Source organism: Micromonospora sp. NPDC002296, assembly GCF_040296145.1.
GTDB lineage: Bacteria > Actinomycetota > Actinomycetes > Mycobacteriales > Micromonosporaceae > Micromonospora.
The window spans coordinates 1-16,532 of sequence record NZ_JBEOWQ010000003.1 but is presented as its reverse complement, the minus strand read 5'-3'; the positions used below and the strand labels follow the sequence as shown (position 1 = coordinate 16,532).

Annotated in this window: 14 protein-coding genes and 2 rRNA genes; 7 read left to right on the top strand and 9 right to left on the bottom strand. The window is 72.8% G+C overall.

Annotated elements, in window-relative coordinates; genetic code table 11:
• The first annotated feature begins 60 nt into the window (after positions 1-60).
• Positions 61-768 carry a purine-nucleoside phosphorylase gene (gene deoD, locus ABT023_RS03260; RefSeq protein ID WP_350881171.1) on the top strand — a complete coding sequence of 236 codons (708 nt, stop codon included), beginning with the start codon at positions 61-63 and terminating at the stop codon, positions 766-768.
• A 130-nt stretch (positions 769-898) separates the two neighbouring features.
• Here deoD and ABT023_RS03255 read toward each other — a convergent pair whose 3' ends face one another.
• The 4 genes from ABT023_RS03255 to ABT023_RS03240 all read right to left on the bottom strand — a co-directional run bounded on the left by ABT023_RS03255 (position 899) and on the right by ABT023_RS03240 (position 2,952).
• Positions 899-1,357, bottom strand: a complete 459-nt coding sequence (locus tag ABT023_RS03255; RefSeq protein ID WP_350881615.1) for a nucleoside deaminase — start codon at positions 1,355-1,357, stop codon at positions 899-901.
• A 211-nt stretch (positions 1,358-1,568) separates the two neighbouring features.
• The gene (locus ABT023_RS03250; protein WP_350881169.1) at positions 1,569-2,099 is read right to left on the bottom strand and encodes a tRNA adenosine deaminase-associated protein; all 531 of its coding nucleotides are present in this window, start codon (positions 2,097-2,099) and stop codon (positions 1,569-1,571) included.
• A gap of 129 nt (positions 2,100-2,228) precedes the next feature.
• The gene (locus ABT023_RS03245; RefSeq protein WP_350881167.1) at positions 2,229-2,396 is read right to left on the bottom strand and encodes a hypothetical protein; all 168 of its coding nucleotides are present in this window, start codon (positions 2,394-2,396) and stop codon (positions 2,229-2,231) included.
• Positions 2,397-2,562: 166 nt separating this feature from the next.
• Entirely contained in the window at positions 2,563-2,952 is a 390-nt protein-coding gene (locus tag ABT023_RS03240) for a hypothetical protein (protein WP_350881165.1), read from the bottom strand.
• A 119-nt stretch (positions 2,953-3,071) separates the two neighbouring features.
• Here ABT023_RS03240 and ABT023_RS03235 point away from each other — a divergent pair, with 119 nt between their 5' ends.
• The 3 genes from ABT023_RS03235 (at position 3,072) to ABT023_RS03225 (ending at position 8,069) form a co-directional block, all read left to right on the top strand.
• A complete protein-coding gene (locus ABT023_RS03235; RefSeq protein WP_350881163.1) occupies positions 3,072-3,827 on the top strand; it encodes a M23 family metallopeptidase in 756 nt (251 codons plus the stop codon).
• Positions 3,828-4,038: 211 nt separating this feature from the next.
• Complete coding sequence (locus ABT023_RS03230) at positions 4,039-6,936, top strand: glycosyl hydrolase (protein ID WP_350881161.1); 2,898 nt, start codon at positions 4,039-4,041, stop codon at positions 6,934-6,936.
• Between the two features lie 68 nt (positions 6,937-7,004).
• Positions 7,005-8,069, top strand: coding sequence for a PHP domain-containing protein (locus ABT023_RS03225; protein ID WP_350881159.1), 1,065 nt, complete (start codon positions 7,005-7,007; stop codon positions 8,067-8,069).
• Here ABT023_RS03225 and ABT023_RS03220 read toward each other — a convergent pair whose 3' ends face one another.
• Entirely contained in the window at positions 8,070-9,137 is a 1,068-nt protein-coding gene (locus ABT023_RS03220; RefSeq protein ID WP_350881157.1) for a DMT family transporter, read from the bottom strand.
• A 111-nt stretch (positions 9,138-9,248) separates the two neighbouring features.
• On the opposite strand from ABT023_RS03220, the gene ABT023_RS03215 reads away from it, so the two are divergent.
• A complete protein-coding gene (locus tag ABT023_RS03215) occupies positions 9,249-9,422 on the top strand; it encodes a hypothetical protein (protein ID WP_350881155.1) in 174 nt (57 codons plus the stop codon).
• A 52-nt stretch (positions 9,423-9,474) separates the two neighbouring features.
• The gene (locus ABT023_RS03210; RefSeq protein ID WP_350881154.1) at positions 9,475-11,145 is read left to right on the top strand and encodes a DUF885 domain-containing protein; all 1,671 of its coding nucleotides are present in this window, start codon (positions 9,475-9,477) and stop codon (positions 11,143-11,145) included.
• Between the two features lie 104 nt (positions 11,146-11,249).
• Here the strand turns inward: ABT023_RS03210 and ABT023_RS03205 are convergent, their stop codons facing one another.
• Positions 11,250-12,458, bottom strand: a complete 1,209-nt coding sequence (locus ABT023_RS03205; protein WP_350881152.1) for a hypothetical protein — start codon at positions 12,456-12,458, stop codon at positions 11,250-11,252.
• Positions 12,459-13,074: 616 nt separating this feature from the next.
• On the opposite strand from ABT023_RS03205, the gene ABT023_RS03200 reads away from it, so the two are divergent.
• Positions 13,075-14,889: a VanW family protein gene (locus ABT023_RS03200; RefSeq protein WP_350881150.1), complete on the top strand. Its 1,815-nt coding sequence runs from the start codon at positions 13,075-13,077 to the stop codon at positions 14,887-14,889.
• Positions 14,890-14,983: 94 nt separating this feature from the next.
• Here the strand turns inward: ABT023_RS03200 and ABT023_RS03195 are convergent, their stop codons facing one another.
• From ABT023_RS03195 to ABT023_RS03185, 3 genes are all read right to left on the bottom strand, one after another.
• Positions 14,984-15,610, bottom strand: coding sequence for an NADPH-dependent F420 reductase (locus ABT023_RS03195; RefSeq protein ID WP_350881148.1), 627 nt, complete (start codon positions 15,608-15,610; stop codon positions 14,984-14,986).
• Between the two features lie 253 nt (positions 15,611-15,863).
• Positions 15,864-15,980, bottom strand: a 5S ribosomal RNA gene (rrf, locus tag ABT023_RS03190).
• Positions 15,981-16,063: 83 nt separating this feature from the next.
• Positions 16,064-16,532: ribosomal RNA gene (locus tag ABT023_RS03185) — 23S ribosomal RNA — on the bottom strand; the annotation flags it as partial.

Genomic DNA, 16,532 nt, shown 5'->3' with positions numbered 1-16,532 from the left:
GGACGCCGGGTCTGGACGCCGAACCGGTATCGCCCGGATCGGCCTGGCAGGATCTTTGCCATGAGTACGCACATCGGCGCGAAGCCGGGAGAGATCGCCGAACGGGTCCTGATGCCGGGTGACCCGCTGCGGGCCAAGTGGATCGCGGAGACCTACCTCGAGGGCGCCAGGTGCTACTCGACGGTTCGGGGCATGCTGGGCTTCACCGGCCGCTGGAACGGCGTGGAGGTCTCCGTCCAGGGCTCCGGCATGGGCATGCCGTCGGCCTCCATCTACGCCCACGAACTGGTCAACGACTACGGCGTGAAGTCCCTGATCCGGGTCGGCTCCTGCGGGGCGCTCGCCGGGGACCTCCAACTGCGGGACGTGGTGGCGGCGATCGGCTCCTCCACCGACTCGAACATGAACCGGATGCGCTTCGACGGGCTGATCGACTACGCCCCGGTAGCCGACTTCGGGCTGCTGCGTACCTCGGTCGAGGTGGCCGAGCGGCGCGGCGTCACCATGCGGGTGGGCTCGGTCCTCGCGGCGGACGCCTTCTACACCGACCGTCCCGACCTGTACGACACGCTCGCCGACTACGGCGTGCTGGCGGTGGAGATGGAGTCCGCGGCGCTCTACACGATCGCCGCCCGGTTCAAGGCCCGGGCGCTGACCATCCTCACGGTCAGCGACCACATCAAGACCGGCGAGAAGACCACCGCGGAGGAGCGCGAGCAGACGTTCTCCCAGATGGTCGAGATCGGCCTGGACACCATCGTCGCCTGACCACTCCGTACCCCAGGGTCGCGCTCGATCCGGGAAACAGTGGCGTCCGGTCGCCCCGGAGGCCACCACATCCCGGATCGAGCGCGATCCTGCCCGATCCCCGGGCCACGCCGCAGGCGGAGGCAGCGCCTCAGCGGAAGAAGGCTCGCAGGACGGCGGAGTTCTCGGCCTCCAACACTCCCCCGTACACCTCGGGGCGGTGGTTGAGACGGCGGTCGCGCAGCACGTCCCAGAGCGAGCCGGCGGCCCCGGTCTTGGGCTCCCACGCCCCGAAGACCACGGTCGGGATCCGGGCCAGCACGATCGCCCCGGCGCACATCGTGCACGGTTCGAGGGTCACCACCAGGGTGCAGTCGTCGAGCCGCCAGCGGCCCAGGCGCTCGGCGGCCCGGCGCAGCGCCAGCACCTCCGCATGCGCGGTCGGATCCCCGGTCAGCTCCCGCTCGTTGCGCCCGGCGGCCAACTCGGTCCCGTCCGGGCCGTAGACCACGGCGCCCACCGGCACGTCGTCCGTCGCCATGTCGTCCGCCGGCGGGCCGGTGACAGTCGGTTCCGGGCCGGTGACGGCCACCTGGAGCGCCCGGCGCATCCACAGCTCGTGCCGCTGCCGGCGGCCGGCTCCGTCCAGCTCCGCCAGGCCCTCGTCCGCGCCCGGGCCGATCCGCCCGACCGCGCCCGGGGTCGGCTGGCCCGGTCGCACGGGCCCCAGCGCCGGGTCGGTCGCATCGGCCGGCTCGGCGGCACCCCTCGCTGCCGAGCCGCCGCCGGCCAGCCCGGCCCCGTCGGTGGAGGACGGCGGATCAGACGCCACGCAGCTCCTCGACCTCGTCCACGCACCCGAGGATCTGACACACCTCGGCGGTGACGTCGGCCGGCAGCATCCCCTCGTGCGTGCAGAGGGCCAGCAGCCGCTGCGCGGAGATGCCCAGGTCGGCCAGGAGGTCCGCGTCGCCGACCGGGTCGGCCTCCGGGTCGACCGCCGGCTGCTCGTTGTCGTCGTCGCCTCCGGTCGCGTTCGACCGGGGCTCGTCGGTGTCGTCGAAGTCGGTGACCGACCCCTTGAGGTCCCCGATCAACATGGCGCCGAGCCGGGACTCCTCGGCGTACGCGGAGTCGGAGCCGAATACCCGCAGGTCCTCGGCCTCGTCGAGGCGCAGGACGACCAGGTAGGCATCGTCGGCCTCGACGAAGAGCAGCGACAGGTCGGCGTCCGGCTCGACGTCGCGCAGCCGGTCGGCGACCTCGTCGACGTCGGTGGCGCCGCGCAGGTTCACCTCGGCGGCCGTCCAGCCGCCCTCGTCGCGCACCACGGCCGCAGCGAAGTACGACACGGTCCCCCCAAATAGCCTCGGCCCTACTCGCCGACCCGTACGCGTGCACGGTAACCGGTCGGATCGGCAGGCGACCGGTCAACGCCCCGAAGGGCCGGTCAATCCCGTGGAAAGTGTGGGTGTGCCGGCTCAGCCGCCGACGCGACGCCGGGTGGCGATCAGCTGCCGCAACTGCTCGGTGCGGGCGCGCTGCGGCCGGTCCTGCCTGCGTTCCGCCCGGGCCCCCGCCAGCTCGGCGAGGATCTGTAGGCGGCGGCGGCTCCGCTCGGGGTCGGGGCGGGAGGTGGTCCAGGCCATACGCCGAGGGTGCGCCGTCCGAGCGGGTACGTCAAGACGGGACTTCCGTGCGCAACCGGGCCGCGACCGTCGGTGCGCGGCCGACCGGCCGGCGGCTGCCCGCCGCCGGCCTGGTGGTGGCGCGGCGGGGGTGCGGTCATCGACCTCGCGCCTCCCCGCTGCGGTCTCACCACAGGGGCCAGTCGCCGACGCTCGCCCAGCGCACGGCGACCACGGCGGCGGCGACGCTCCAGCCTCCGGCGGTGACGATGGCGACCCCGGTGGCCACCCCCCGGTCGCCGAACCGGACGAGCGCCAGGGCGGCCAGCCAGGCCAGCCCGCCGGCAAGGACGGTCCACCAGGCGTATCCGGGGACGTCGCGGCCGAGCAGGCCGAACAACGCCAGCCAGGCGGCGGCGAGCGCGCCGCCGGAGGCGACGCCCGCCCCGGTGACGGGGTGCGGTTCGCGCCAGGTCGGCCGGGTCGGCGGCCCGGAGGGGAAGAGCCCCGAGGGGGTACGCGAACCGGGGCGCCCCGGTTCCGGGTGGGCCGGGAGGGCAGGCTGCCACGTCGTCACCGTCACTCCTTCCGAGCCGGCGCTCCCGCACCGGCCGGTCCGGCCGGCACGCGGGACGGGTGCCGGCGGCGCCCCGGACCGTACCGACCCAACCGTAACCGTTCTGTCAGGATGACCGGATGCCCTCGCGCTTCTCGCGCCGGCGCCGCGCGCGTGCGGCTTACCCGGTCCTGCTGCTGCTCTCGCCGGTGCTGGCCGCCGGCTGCTCGGCGCCGCCGTCCGCCGCGCCGAACGGCGGCGGGTGGGTCGGGCCGACGGCCCCGGCCACCGCCGACCAGCCGGCCGCGCCGACGGCAGCACCAGCGCCGACGGCCGCCCGGCCGTCGGCCTCGGCCTCGCCGACCCGGGGCGGCCTGCGGCACGTCTTCCCGGTACGCGCCGGCAACGTCGACTACCACCCGACCCACTCCGCATACCCGGGGACGGACATCTTCGCCGACTGCGGCGAGCCGGTGGTGGCGGTGACCGACGGGACGATTCTCGAGGTGAGCCGGGTGGACCGGTTCGACCGGCGAGGGCCGCTGGGGCCGAACAACGGGGGCCTGTCGGTGTCGCTGCTGGGCGACGACGGGGTGCGCTACTACGGCTCGCACCTCAGCGCGATCACCGCGGGGATCGACACGGGGAGCCGGGTGCGGGCCGGTCAGCAGGTTGGCAGGGTGGGCCGGACGGGCAACGCGAACAACGTCTGCCACGTGCACTTCGGCATCTCGCCTGCCTGCACGGGCCGGGGCGACTGGTGGATCCGGCGCGGGGTGGTCTGGCCGGCCCGCTACCTCGACTCGTGGCGGCGGCTCGGCAACCGGGAGCCGGCCGCCGAGGTGGGCGCGTGGCGGCGGAAGCACGGCTGCCCGAAGGCCCCGGCAGCCGGCTGACCGGGCCCGGACGGGGCCGCCCGCCGGGAGCGGGCCCACCCCTCGGGCCAATCGCGACATCACGGCTTAACCGGTCGGACACATTGACGCATGTCTCGGCAAGCGGTTAACGTCCTATCGTGAGAGAGCGCTCTCACAGGTAACGAACCTCCCGATTACCACCAAACGCCGCCGCCGGCCCGTCCGGCGCCCCCGCGCGATGGAGGCACCCGTGACACCTCCCGCACCACACCGCCACCGCCTCTGGGCCCTCGCCTCGACCACCGTCCTCGCCCTCGTCGCCGGCGGCCTCGCCGTCGCCGCCGGCACCGCCCCCGCCGAGGCCGCCCCGGTCGGCGCGGGCAGCTACACCACCACCCCGGTCGGCCCGTTGCCCTCCGGGTGCGGTCAGCTCTCCACCAACCCCCGGCAGTTCGTCACCGCCGACGCGCCCGCCGGTGCCGTGCCCACCAACGACTGGTGGTCGTCGCTGCTGTTCAAGCGCACCGACTGCGCCTACAGCGAGCCGCTGCACGCCCACCCGCTCTCCTACGACACGTTCACCGACGGGCTGGGTTTCTCCGCCAACTCCACCCCGGCGATCAGCGGCACCGCCACCGGCGTCGGCGAGTTCCACTACCCGTACGTGCAGGACATCCGCGTCGGGGTGGCCGGGCTGGCCGCGCCGACCGTGAAGGTGGCCAACTGGACCGACTGGACCGTAACCCCGTACTGGAGCGACGGGGCCCGGACCATGCGCGCCACCATCGGCCACGGGCTGCCGTTCGCGTACTTCCAGACCACCGGCGGCGACGCGGTGGTCAGCGCCAACAGCACCCCGACCGTCTGGTCGAACAGCGGCGCCACCATCGGCTTCACCATCGCCGGCCACGACTACGTCGGGTACGCCCCGACCGGGGCGAGCTGGACGGTCAGCGGCGGCCGGATCTCGTCCACGCTGGCCGGCAGGGGCTACTTCTCCCTCGCCCTGCTGCCCACCACCGCGAGCAGCACCGCGCAGGAGCGCGCCGACCTGGCCGCCTCCTACGGCCGGTACGCGCACGCCCACGTCACCGGCACCCGGGTCTCGTACGCCTACGACCAGGCGAGCAGCCGGATGACCACCACGTACGCGTTCACCACCACGGCCCGGGAGGGCACCGCCACCCAGACCGTGGTGAGCCTCTACCCGCACCAGTGGAAGGCGCTGACCGGGTCCACCCCGATCGCCCAGAGCTACCCGTCGGCGCGGGGCCGGATGAAGGTGCTCACCGGCGTCAGCCAGTTCCGCACCGCGATGACCTTCCAGGGGGTGCTGCCCGAACTGCCCGCCGTCGGCGACGGCTCCGGAGCCGACCTGAACACGCTGCGCGACCAGCTCGCCGCCGTCCGGGGCAACCCGATGGACCAGCGCGGCGGCGACACGTACTGGACCGGCAAGGGCCTCGGCCGGGCCGCCCGGATCGCCGAGGTGGCCGACCTGGTCGACGACACCGCCACCCGGGACAGCGCGCTGAACGCCATCCGGGCCACCCTCACCGACTGGTTCACCGCCTCGCCCGGCAAGTCCGCGAAGGTCTTCTACTACGACCAGAACTGGGGCACCCTGATCGGCTACCCGGCGTCGTACGGGTCCGACCAGGAACTCAACGACCACCACTTCCACTACGGCTACTTCATCGCCGCGGCGGCCACCCTGGCCAAGTACGACCCGCAGTGGGCCACCGACGCCCGCTACGGCGGCATGGTGGACCTGCTCATCCGGGACGCCGACAACTACGACCGCAACGACACCCGGTTCCCGTACCTGCGGGACTTCGACATCTACGCCGGCCACGACTGGGCCTCCGGGCACGGCTCGTTCGGCGCCGGCAACAACCAGGAGTCCTCGTCGGAGGGGATGAACTTCGCCAACGCCCTGATCCAGTGGGGCCAGGCCACCGGCGACACCGCCGTCCGCGACGCCGGCATCTTCCTCTACACCACCCAGGCGGCGACGATCCAGGAGTACTGGTTCGACCACGCCAACGAGAACTTCCCGGCCGCCTTCGGGCACTCCACGGTCGGCATGGTGTGGGGCGACGGCGGGGCGTACTCGACCTGGTTCAGCGCCGAGCCGGAAATGATCCAGGGCATCAACCTGCTGCCGGTCACCGGCGGCCACCTCTACCTCGGCTACGACCCGGCGTACGTCCGCACCAACTGGGCGGAGCTGGTCCGCAACAACGGCGGGCAGCCGACGGTGTGGCAGGACATCCTCTGGCAGTTCCAGGCGCTCGGCGACGGCAACGCGGCGCTGTCGAGCCTGCGGGCGAACCCCGGCTACACGCCGGAGGAGGGGGAGAGCCGGGCGCACACCTTCCACTGGATCCGCAACCTCGCCGCACTCGGCACCGTCGACACCACGGTCAGCGCGAACCACCCGCTGAGCGCCGTCTTCAGCCGCAACGGGGCACGGACGTATGTGGCGTCGAACATCACCGCGACGCCGATCACCGTCCGGTTCTCCGACGGGACCACGCTCGCGGTGGCGGCCGGGAAGACGGCCACCACCGGGGCGTACACCTGGAGCGGCGGCAACGCGACCGGCGGCGGCCCGGGGCCGTCGCCGACCCCCACCCCGACCGGCCCGTCACCGAGCCCGACCACCACCCCGCCGCCGTCCGGCTCGTCGACGCGGTACCTGCTCACCGGCGGCGGCCTCGGGGCGGCCGGCGGCGCGGCCACCACGACGGTGGCGGCGGCGAACGGCAACCACGACGGCACCCCGACCAACGCCCGGGTGTTCACCGCGACCGGCCTCAACCTCGGGTACGCCGGCGGGCAGACGTCGTTCGACCTGTTCCTCGACGCCGGCGCCGCAGTCGGCAACGGGGTGCAGGTGCGGGTCTCCTACGACCTGACCGGCAACGGGAGTTGGGACCGGGTGGAGACGTACCGCTACTTCGCCACCGACCCGGTCGCCGGGTACGAGCACTACACCCAGGCCGCCGGGCTGGCCTCCAGCAGCGGGACGCTCGGCAACCTGACCGGCGGCACGGTCAGGGTGGAGGTCTGGTCGGCGATCGGCAACAACCCCACCACCCTCGGACTCGGCAACCAGTCGGTCGTGAAACTGCCGTACTCCTGATCCGACGCACCACCACCCCCGCGCCGCCGGTCGCCCCGACCGGCGGCGCGGGGCGTAGGTTGCAGGGCATGACCGCCCGGGACCCCGTCGCCGACCTCCGCCGCATCGCCTTCCTGCTGGAACGGGCCAACGAGGCGACGTACCGGGTCCGGGCGTTCCGCTCGGCGGCGAAGGTCCTGGCCGCGCTGCCGGCGCAGGAGGCCGCCGAGCGGGCCCGCGCCGGGACGCTCACCGACCTGGCCGGGGTCGGCGACGTCACCGCGCGCTGCGTCGCCGAGTCGCTGGCCGGCGAGGAGCCGGTCTACCTGCGCCGACTGGTCGCCACGGAGGGCACCGACCTGGACGCCGCGGCCACCGCGCTGCGCACGGCGCTGCGCGGCGACTGCCACACCCACTCCGACTGGTCCGACGGCGGCTCGCCGATCGAGGAGATGGCGCTCGCGGCGGTCGAGCTGGGCCACGAGTACGTCGTGCTGACCGACCATTCCCCCCGCCTGAAGGTGGCGCGGGGGCTGACCGCGGACCGGCTGCGCAAGCAACTCGACCACGTGGCGGCGGTCAACGCGGCGCTGCCCGAGGGGTTCCGCATCCTCACCGGGATCGAGGTGGACATCCTCGCCGACGGCTCGCTCGACCAGGACGAGGAGCTGCTGGCCCGCCTCGACGTGGTGGTCGGCTCGGTGCACAGCGGGCTGGGCGACGAGCGGGGCAGGATGACCCGGCGGATGCTGGCCGCGATCGCCGACCCGAACCTGGACATCCTCGGCCACTGCACCGGCCGGATGGTCGCCTCCCGTCCCGCCGGGGTGAAGGGGCCGGGCGACCGGGCGCACCGGCCGCGTACCCGGGCCGAGAGCGACTTCGATGCGGACGCCGTCTTCGCCGCCTGCGCCGAGCACGACGTCGCCGTCGAGATCAACTCTCGCCCCGAGCGGCAGGACCCGCCGAAGCGGTTGATCCGCCGGGCCCTGGAGGCCGGCTGCCGGTTCGCGATCAACACCGACGCCCACGCCCCGGGGCAGCTCGACTGGCAGCGGTTCGGCTGCGAGCGTGCGGCGCTGTGCGGCGTCCCCGCCGACCGGGTGGTCAACACCTGGCCGGCGGACCGCCTGGTGGAGTGGGCCCGGGGCTGATCAGCCGACGGCGGGCCCGGTCGCCGGCGCACCCCGGCCACCCCCGTCGGCGGCCGGGGTGGCCCGCCCGTCGACCGCGGGGGCGGCCGTCTTCCCGACCGCCGCCGGGCCGGGCGGAGCCCCGGTCGGGCCGGGAGCCCCCGCCGGCCGCCTGCGCCGGCCGAGCAGGCCCTGTGTCACCGCCACCCCGGCCAGCACGATCAGCGCGCCGACCGGCTGGTGCCAGTTCAGCCGCTCGCCGAGCGCCAACGCCCCGATCAGTACCGCGAAGATCGGAATCAGGTAGGTCACCGTGGAGGCGGTGCTCGCCCCGGCGACCCGGATGTTGCGCAGGTTGATCACGAAGGCGAGCCCGGTGCCGAGCGCGCCCAGCGCGAGCACGCTGGCGAGCACCTCGGCCGAGAGGCCGGTGGGCACCGGCGGCGCCCCCGCCACCAGCGGCCCCACCGCGGCGAGTTGGGCGGTCGCCAGTAGAAGCTGGGCCGCCGACAGCGACACCCCGGAGTGGGAACTGCCCGCGATGAACCGCTTCTGGTACGGGATGGCGACGCCGTAGCAGGCCGCCGCGCCGAGGCACATGAGCTGGCCGGTGAAGTGCGCCCCGCCGACGCCCTCCCAGACGCCCAGCACCACGAGCACCCCGACGAAGCCCAGCCCCAGCCCGACCGCGCTGCGCGGGGTCAACCGCTCGGTGCGGAACACCAGCACCGCCAGCGGCAGCACGACCAGCGGCGTGGTGGCGTTCCAGATCCCGGCGAGCATCGACTCGACCCGCTGCTCGCCGTACCCGAAGAGGGTGAACGGCAGGGCCACGCCGAGGGCGGCGGCCACGAAGAGGTGGGCCCACACCCGGGGCTCCCGGGGCAGCCGGTCGCGCAGCAGCGGAAGCAGGACGAGCAGGGTCAGCGCCCCGGCGGCGACCCGGTAGAGGGTGAGGTGCAGCGGGTGCAGCTCCCGGATGCCGATCTTGATGAACAGGAAGCTGGAGCCCCAGATCGCGGCGAGCGCGAGGAAGCCCGGCAGCCAGCTGCGCAGCGCCGATCTGTCAGGGGTGATCTCCGGTGTCACTCCTGACACTCTGCCGGAGCCGTACGACGAAGTCCCGCGCTTTTCGGCCGCCGTGTCCCGCGCCATAGGAACCATCTCAAGTGATGGTGCGATCCCGGCCCGTCTGTTGCCGTGCTTCATGCGGGTCGAGATCTCCCGCCGGCTGCGGCACGCGCGGCGGTCGAGCTGTTCGCCCTCGGCAAGTTCGGTGGCTACGACACCGTCGCGCGGGCGGTCAGCGGGGAGCGGCTGCGGGCCGACGCGCCGTTCCCGATCGACTTCGACCCGGCCGAGCTGCTGCCCTGAACACGTTGAACAGGTCGGCAGGGCGGCGGCGTGGTCGCGTAGGGTCGCAGCCGTGGGACGAATCGATGACCTCGCCGACCGGTACGTCGCAGACTGGGCCGCGCTGAGCCCGACCGGCGCGACCTACGTCGGCATCGCCGGACACGACGATCAACTGGACGACCTGTCGCCGGAGGGCTACACGGCCCGGGCCGACCTGACCCGGCGCACCCTCGCCGACCTCGACGTCACCGAACCCGCGTCGGAGTCGGAGCGGACGGCCAAGGAGGCCATGCAGGAGCGCCTCGGCCTGGACCTCGCCCGCTACGACGCCGGGGAGACGACCAGCGAGGTCAACGTCATCGCCAGCGGCCTGCACGAACTCCGCATGGTGTTCGACCTGATGCCGACCGGGAGCGCCGACGCGCAGGCCGACATCGCCGCCCGGCTCAACCGGTTCGCCGGCGCCCTGGAGGGCTACAAGACGACGCTGCGTGAGGCGGCCGCGTCCGGGAAGGTCAGCTCGAAGACCCAGCTCGTCGAGGTCGCGAAGCAGTGCGACGTCTGGACGGATCCGGACGGCGACAACTTCTTCCACGGGCTGGTCGAGCGGCTCGGCGCGGACGGCACGCTCGGCGCGGAGCTGCGCCGGGGCGCGGCGGCGGCCACCGCGGCCACCGCCGGGTTCGGCCAGTTCCTCCGCGACGAGCTGGCCCCGTTCGGGCGGGACAAGCAGGCCGCCGGCCGGGAGCGGTACGAGCTGGCCTCGCAGTACTTCCTCGGCGCGAAGGTCGACCTCGACGAGACGTACGCCTGGGGGTTCGCCGAGCTGGCCCGGCTGGAGTCCGAGATGCGGACGGTGTCCGGCCGGATCGTCGGGCCGGGCGCGACCGTCGACGAGGCGGTGGCCGCGCTGGACGCCGACCCGGCCCGCACGATCCAGGGCAAGGAGGCGTTCCGGGACTGGATGCAGGCCCTTGCCGACAAGGCGGTCGGTGAGCTGCACGGCACCCACTTCGACATCCCGGAGCAGGTCCGCCGCATCGAGTGCTGCCTCGCCCCGACCAGCGACGGCGCGATCTACTACACCGGCCCGAGCGAGGACTTCTCCCGCCCCGGACGGATGTGGTGGGCGGTGCCGCAGGGGATCACCGACTTCTCCACCTGGCGCGAGGTGACCACGGTCTACCACGAGGGCGTTCCGGGCCACCATCTCCAGATCGGGCAGACCGCCGTTCGGGCCGGCCTGCTCAACCGCTGGCAGCGGCTGCTCTGCTGGGTCTCCGGGCACGGCGAGGGCTGGGCGCTCTACTCGGAGCGGCTGATGGACGAGCTGGGTTACCTGGATGACCCGGGCGACAAGCTCGGCATGCTCGACGGGCAGGCGTTCCGGGCCGCCCGGGTGATCGTCGACATCGGCATGCACCTGGAGCTGGAGATCCCGAAGGACAACCCGTTCGGCTTCCACCCCGGAAAGCGGTGGACCCCGGCCCTGGGCTGGGAGTTCATGCGGGCGCACTGCCGGGTGCCGGACGAGAACCTGCGCTTCGAGCTGAACCGCTACCTCGGCTGGCCGGGGCAGGCCCCCTCGTACAAGGTGGGCGAGCGGATCTGGCTCCAGGCCCGGGAGGACGCGAAGGCCCGCAAGGGCGCCGACTTCGACCTCAGGGAGTTCCACCGGCAGGCGCTGGACCTCGGGGCGCTGGGGCTCGACCCGCTACGCCGGGCGCTGGCCCGGATCTGAGGCGACGACGGCGGCCGGGAGCAGGGGCGGACCCCTGGGTCCCGACCGCCGCGCGATAACCGGGGCCGGCCTGGCCGCTGGTCCCCGTCCGGCGGGTGGCCGTGTCAGGCCAGGCTGAGCTTGAGTTCCGGCTTCGCGGTCAGGACGTCGCTGTCGACGTACGCCAGGTCGATGACCGGGTCGGTGAAGGTGATCGGAAACGGCGAGGTGATCGGGATGCCGTCCGGGAACGGCAGGTCCGGGGCCAGGGTGATCTTGACGCCGAGCAGTCGCCCGACGAACCGGGTGGCGTAGAAGGCCACGTCGCCCTGGACGGTCAGCTGGTCGGTGGCGTACCGCATGGTCTTTCCGCCAGGGCCGCCGGCCTGGAGCAGGAAGTCGTCGGTGACGGCCTTGTCCATGCTGAACTTGAGCGTCCTGAGCTTGCCCGCGTCGGTGTCCAGCTCGACGATCCCCTCGAACCGCAGCCCGGTCATGGTGACCTCGGAGCCGGTGAGCTTCGACGGCTCCGCCGCGACCCGGGGCTGGCCGGGCTCGGCGGCGATCCGGGGCAGCGGCTTGCCGGGCTTCACCTCGCCCGGATCGGTGGGCTTCGGGGTGGCGCACCCGGGGTCGTCCGGGGTGGGCTTGCCGGTGCCGGCCGAGGCGTCCGGGGTAGGCCTGCCGGTGCCGGCCGAGGCGTCCGGGGTAGGCCTACCGGTGCCGGCCGAGGCGTCCGGGGTGGGCTTGGCCGACGAGGCCGGCCGGCGGGTCGGGGTGGCGGTCGCCGCAGGGGTGGCCCGCGCCGTCGCCTCAGGGCCCTCCGTCGCCCCGGCGACCCCGGTCCCGCCGGCCGCCGGCGCGTCGTCGTCGCCGGTGATCAGGTCGCCGATGCCGTCGGTGAGGTCGGCGATCAGGTTGCCGCCCGACGTCTTCCCCGGGCTGGGACTCGGGCTCGGGGTGGGGCCGGGGCTCTCGCCGGCCGGGTCGGACACCGACGGCCTCACGGCGGTCGGGCTCGCGCCCGTGCGTGACGGGGTGGGGCAGAGCGTGGCCGGCGCGGCCTGCACGGGGCCCTGTTCGCGCAGCGCGAGCGCCCCGACGGCCGAGACGCCGAGCAGCACCAGGGCGATCGCGAGCAGCTTCGAGCCCTGGTACGGGCCGCCCGGCTGCCGGCCGACCGCCGGCAGCCGCAGCTGGGTGCTGTCGTGGCCCCGGTCGGCGGGCGACGGCTCGCGCAGCGGGTCCCGGGGCCGGGGCGGGGTGTCGGTGAACGGGCCGGCGACGTCCTCGCCCGGCTCCGGCCGGGGCACCAGCTCGTCGACTTCCTTCACGGGTCCTCCTGGGACGGAGCTCACCGAGCGCGGTGGCGGATCGGGAGGGAAAGCTGCGGCGTGGTGGTGCCGCGGTCCGCCGGGCCCGACGGACGGCGCGGGCTGCGGATTGGATGCTTCCGCGAAGGGAGTCGGCTCACAAGCCCCTTGCTACTGACCGGTAACCATCTCGCAACACAGAGATCGACATCGATCACCATGAGTCAACGCCCGCCGGGGAATCCGCCCGGGCAAATCGGGCAGAGCGCAGCAGGCCGCGCCGCGCGCTTCACGTGCGGTAGTCGCGGCGCCCAACGGTAACTTTTTGGTAACGAGATACTGAAGAGTCGCTGCGACTGGTTCACCGGCTCCACCACTCGCTCCCGAGACCCGCTCCAGGGCTCCGCGCGGCGCGGGCCGCCCGGTCGAGCCTCCGCCCCCGCTCGTCCAGCCGCGCCCGCCAACCCTGCAACGGCCGCCCGGCACCGGGGCTGCGACGCACACCCGGTGCGGCGGGCGTCGACACGCTGCGCGGACGGGGTCGGGGCGCAGACTGCCGCTCCGCCCGGCCGTTGGTTACCGTAGGTGTCTTCCGGGTGGGGGCCACCCCACGTGGTACGTATCGATCGAGGTTGCTGTGACTCTGTACGGCGAAACACGACCGCCCGCCGATGACCGGCCGACCGTCAAGGTGACCGCGGTGAGCTGGCCGGACGACGAGCCGGAGCCCAGCGCGGCGACCGTCGCCGGCAGCGGCGGGCCGGGCCCCCGTTCCCGGCGACTGCGGATCCTGCTTGCCGCCGGCATCACCACGGTGGTCCTCGGCGCCGTGGCCGGCGTCGGCGCGTACGCCTACGCCGGCGACGTCCCGCGCGGCACCAGCGTCCTCGGCACCGAGCTCGGCGGACGCAGCCGCACCGACGCGGTCCGGGACCTGCGCACGGAGCTGGCCCGGGGCGGCTCCCTCACCGCCCCGCTACGGATGACCGTCGGCGAACGGACCGTCGAGGTCAAGCCCGCCGACGTGGGGCTCACGGTGGACGTCGAGGCCACCGTCGACGCGGCAGCCAAAGCACGGGCCCACCCGGTGAGCCGCCTCGTCGGCTCCCGCACCGTCGCGCCGGTGGTGACCGTCGACGCCGCCCGGCTCGACGCCGCCCTGCGCAAGGCCGCCGGCGACCAGATCCGCGAGTGGACCGTGCCGGCGATCATCTTCACCGGTACGACCCCGAAGCCGGTCCGCCCGAAACCCGGCCTCGCGCTCGACCCGCAGCGCTCGGCCCAGGCGGTCCGGGACGGCTGGCTCACCGGCCAGCCGGTGACCGTGCCGCTGGTGGAGACCCGGCCGGCGACGACCGACGAGGAGGTCAGCCGGCTCGTCGCCGAGCTGGCCCGTCCCGCCGTCGCCGCCCCGGTGACGCTCCGCACGCCCAAGGGCGCGGTCACCATCCCGCCCACCGCCATCGCCCGGGGCCTGCGCTTCGCCGCCGACGACAGCGGGAAGCTCACCCCCCGCATCGACGTGAAGCGGCTACGCTCCGCCCTCGGTGGCAAGCTGGACGCCATCGAGGTGGAACCCCGCGACGCCCGGATGGTTGTCACCGGCGGCAAGCCGACGCCGATCGACGGCCGGCCCGGCACGCAGCTCGACGCGACCGCACTCAGCCGCGACCTGCTCGCCGTGTTGCCCCGCACCGACGACCGCACCGTCACCGGCCAGCTCAAGGAGACCCAGCCGGAGGTGACCACGGCCAAGCTGGCCGGCCTCGGCATCAAGGAGCGGGTGTCCCGCTTCACCACCCACTTCACCGGCGGCCTCTCCTCGCCCCGCAGCCAGAACATCGTCCAGGTCGCCAAGGAGGTCGACGGCACCGTCGTACTGCCCGGCGAGACGTTCTCGCTCAACGGCCACACCGGCGAGCGCGGCTACGACCAGGGTTACCAGGACGCGCCGGTGATCCTCGACGGCAAGCTCGTCCCCGGCGTGGGCGGCGGCGTCTCCCAGTTCACCACCACCCTGTTCAACGCGACCTACTACGCCGGGCTGGAGGACGTCGAGCACAAGCCGCACTCGTACTGGTTCAGCCGGTACCCGGCCGTCATCGAGTCGACGATCTTCTGGCCGAACCTCGACTTCAAGTTCCGCAACAACACCCCGTACGGCGTCCTCATCGACACCTCGCACACCGCCGGCTCGGTGACCGTGTCGATCTGGAGCACGAAGATCTACGACAGCGTCAAGACCGAGTACGGCCCCCGCCGGGGCATCACCAGCCCGAAGACGATCCACCTGGATGCCGGCCCGTCGTGCATCTCCAGCAACGGCATCGACGGCTTCACCCAGGACGCCTTCCGGATCATCAAGAAGGCCGGCAAGGTGGTCAAGCGGGAGAAGTTCACCTGGCGGTACCTGGCCGAGCCCCGCTACGTCTGCGGCCGGGCCGGCGACTGAGCGGCCGTCGGGCCCCAGCACGCGAATGCCCCGCCGGCGACGCCGGCGGGGCACATTCTCCATCGGGTACGCGGAACGTCGCCCCGGCGGTCGCTCAGGGCCGCGCCGCGGCCAGCCCCTGGCGTACGCCGGCCGCGTCGCGGTCCGTGCCGTAGACGGGTGTGTCGGGCTGCTGCCGCCAGCTCTCGTCGAGGGTGCCGGCGTCGACCGGGTCGAAGCCGAGGGCGTCGACCAGCTCCATCACGATCCGCTTGGCCTCGGCGTCGTCGCCGGCCACCGGCAGGGCGATCCGATCGGCCGAGCCGGCAGGGTGACCGTTCTCCAGCAGGTGTTGGGCCTGGATGTTGTTGAACGCCTTCACCACCCGGGCGCCCTTGAGGTGCTCGGCGGTCCACCGGCTGGAGCTGAGGCTGCGGTCCAGCAGCTCGGCGATGTCCCCGTCTCGCTGCGGGTAGTAGTTGTCGGCGTCGACGACGACCTTGCCCTCGAAAAGTTCCGCGGGCAGCGCCGGCACCGCCAGCAGCGGAATCGCGATCACCACCAGGTCGGCATGGTCGACGGCCTGCTCCACGGTCCCTGCGGTTGCGCCCGTCTCCTGGGCAAGCTCGGTGATGGACGCCGGCCCGCGTGAGTTTGCCACCGTCACGTCGTGACCCAGGGCGCGCAGCCGACGGGTGAGGGTGCCACCGATGTGCCCCGACCCGACAATTCCGATCTTCATGACCACTCCTGCCTCCGCCTGTCGGCGGTCAGATCCGGTCGAACTGTGGGCAGGTACCCCGACCCGCGCGTCCCAAGAGTGCTGGAGGCATACGCCACGTACGGTTTTCCGGCCACGCTCGCGGGGAACGCCGCGTCGGCGGGTCCCTCAGCGACGCTACCGAGCCCGGTGGCACCGACGGGAGGCGTTTCACGGAAATGGTCACGGAAACGCGTCAGGGCCACCCCCGAAGGGGTGGCCCTGACCGAAAGATGTCCGGCGGTGTCCTACTCTCCCACACCCTCCCGAGTGCAGTACCATCGGCGCTGGAGGGCTTAGCTTCCGGGTTCGGAATGTAACCGGGCGTTTCCCCTCCGCCATGACCGCCGTAACTCTATCGACATATCAAACAACACCAAACACTGGTCTGTTGTTCATTTGTCGAGAGTTGCACAGTGGACGCGTAGCAGCTTAGTAGTCAAGTCCTCGGCCTATTAGTACCGGTCAACTCAACCCGTTACCGAGCTTACATTTCCGGCCTATCAACCCAGTAGTCTAGCTGGGGGCCTTACCCCACCAAAGGTGGGTGGGATACCTCATCTTGAAGCGAGCTTCCCGCTTAGATGCTTTCAGCGGTTATCCCTTCCGAACGTAGCTAACCAGCCGTGCCCTTGGCAGGACAACTGGCACACCAGAGGTTCGTCCGTCCCGGTCCTCTCGTACTAGGGACAGCCCTTCTCAAGTATCCTACGCGCACGGCGGATAGGGACCGAACTGTCTCACGACGTTCTAAACCCAGCTCGCGTACCGCTTTAATGGGCGAACAGCCCAACCCTTGGGACCTGCTACAGCCCCAGGATGCGACGAGCCGACATCGAGGTGCCAAACCATCCCGTCGATATGGACTCTTGGGGAAGATCAGCCTGTTATCCCCGGGGTACCT

Bases quoted from the DNA above. Each gene is read 5' to 3' on its own strand.
- deoD (WP_350881171.1), top strand. From the start codon at position 61: ATGAGTACGCACATCGGCGCGAAGCCGGGAGAGATCGCCGAACGGGTC.
- ABT023_RS03255 (WP_350881615.1), bottom strand. From the start codon at position 1,357: ATGCGCCGGGCGCTCCAGGTGGCCGTCACCGGCCCGGAACCGACTGTC.
- ABT023_RS03245 (WP_350881167.1), bottom strand. From the start codon at position 2,396: ATGGCCTGGACCACCTCCCGCCCCGACCCCGAGCGGAGCCGCCGCCGC.
- ABT023_RS03235 (WP_350881163.1), top strand. From the start codon at position 3,072: ATGCCCTCGCGCTTCTCGCGCCGGCGCCGCGCGCGTGCGGCTTACCCG.
- ABT023_RS03225 (WP_350881159.1), top strand. From the start codon at position 7,005: ATGACCGCCCGGGACCCCGTCGCCGACCTCCGCCGCATCGCCTTCCTG.
- ABT023_RS03195 (WP_350881148.1), bottom strand. From the start codon at position 15,610: ATGAAGATCGGAATTGTCGGGTCGGGGCACATCGGTGGCACCCTCACC.